Source organism: Curtobacterium sp. MMLR14_010 (genome assembly GCF_001865015.1).
Taxonomy (GTDB): Bacteria; Actinomycetota; Actinomycetes; order Actinomycetales; family Microbacteriaceae; genus Curtobacterium.
This window is the reverse complement of the sequence record NZ_MJGV01000036.1, coordinates 1-1679: the sequence shown is the minus strand read 5'-3', so window position 1 is coordinate 1679 and position 1679 is coordinate 1. Positions and strand designations below refer to the sequence as shown.

1 protein-coding gene is annotated in these 1679 nt (G+C 70.7%); it reads right to left on the bottom strand.

Annotation, left to right across the window (positions count from 1 at the left end; genetic code table 11):
* Positions 1 to 73 precede the first annotated feature (73 nt).
* Positions 74 to 1534: an aspartate ammonia-lyase gene (locus BIU98_RS08210; protein WP_071274623.1), complete on the bottom strand. Its 1461-nt coding sequence runs from the start codon at positions 1532 to 1534 to the stop codon at positions 74 to 76.
* Positions 1535 to 1679: the final 145 nt, after the last annotated feature.

The window sequence follows — 1679 nt, the reverse complement described above, 5'->3', positions numbered from 1 at the left end:
CGACCCGCAACGCGCGATCCGACCTCCTGCGCGCGATCCGACCCGCAACGCGCGGACCGACCCCCACGCCCGCTCAGCGGCGGCGGGACTCGGCGTCCAACATCTCCTCGGTGATCACGGGGATGGCGCCCGTCGCGAGCTCGATGCCCGACAGCCGGGCCGGGCTCAGCACGCGCTGCACCTGAGCCTCGTCCATCAGGCCGGCAGCGGTGACGAGCGTGCTGATCGGCGTCGAGGTCGTCAGCGCCGTGTGCGCGATCGACGCAGCGGCCGCGTAGCCGATGTACGGCGTCAGCGCCGTCACGACGCCGACGTTGGTGTCGACCTGGGCCGCGAGCTTGGCCTCGTTGGCCTCGATCCCGGTGACGCAGTGCTCGCGGAGGGTCGCGCAGCCCCGGGTCATCCACTGGAGTGACTGCAGGATCGAGTGCGCGATGATCGGCTCGAAGGCGTTGAGCTGGAGCTGGCCGGCCTCGGCCGCCATGGTGACGGTCGTGTCGGCCCCGGCGACCGCGAACGCGATCTGGTTCACGACCTCGGGGACCACCGGGTTGACCTTGCCCGGCATGATCGACGACCCGGCCTGCCGCGCCGGCAGCGTGATCTCGCCGAAGCCCGCCTGCGGCCCGGACGCGAGCAGCCGCAGGTCGTTGCAGATCTTCGAGAGCTTGATCGCGCTCCGTTTCACCGTGCCGGAGAGCGTCATGAACGAGCCGGCGTCGCTCGTGGCCTCGATGAGGTCGGGTGCGGTGACGACGTCGATGCCGCTGGCCACCTGCAGCTGCCGACGGACCTCGTCGCGGTACAACGGGTCGGCCGTGATGCCCGTGCCGATCGCCGTCGCGCCGAGGTTCATCTCCGCCAGCAGCGGGGTCACCCGGCGGAGCAGCAGGGCGTCCTCCTGGATCGTGTGCGAGAAGCCCGTGAACTCCTGCCCGAGGGTCATCGGCACGGCGTCCTGCAGCTGGGTGCGCCCGACCTTGAGGACGTCCGCGAACGCCCGACCCCGTTCCGCGAAGGCCGCCGAGAGCTGCTCGATCTGGTCGACGAGCCGCCCGACGCCGAAGATCATCGCGATCTTGATGCTCGTCGGGTACGTGTCGTTCGTCGACTGGCTGCGGTTCACGTGGTCGATCGGGTGCAGGTACCCGTAGTCGCCCCGCTCGCGCCCGAGGATCTCCAGCGCCCGGTTCGCGAGCACCTCGTTCGTGTTCATGTTCGTGCTCGTGCCCGCGCCGCCCTGCACCACGTCGACGACGAACTGCTCGCGGAGGGCACCGTCACGGACCTCCTGCGCGGCCTGGTCGATGGCGTCGGCGCGTTCGGCATCGAGGACACCGATCGCCTTGTTCGCCCGGGCAGCGGCCTGCTTCACGGTCGCGAGGGCCTCGACGAGGTCCGGGTAGACCGAGATCGGGACACTCGTGATCGGGAAGTTCTCCAGCGCCCGGAGGGTGTTGATCCCCCAGTAGACGTCCGAGGGCACCTCCCGCGTGCCCAGGGAATCGGTCTCCGTGCGGGTCCCAACACTCACGTGTGCCTCCTCGTCGTGGTCCACCCCACGAGGCTAGCCCAGTCCGTCCGGCCGGTCCGGTGGCGGGTGGCGGCGGGCAGGGGCATCGCACGGTGCGGGTTCTCTCGGCCGGTGCGAGGTCGTGCACCCCGTGCGCGCCCACGAC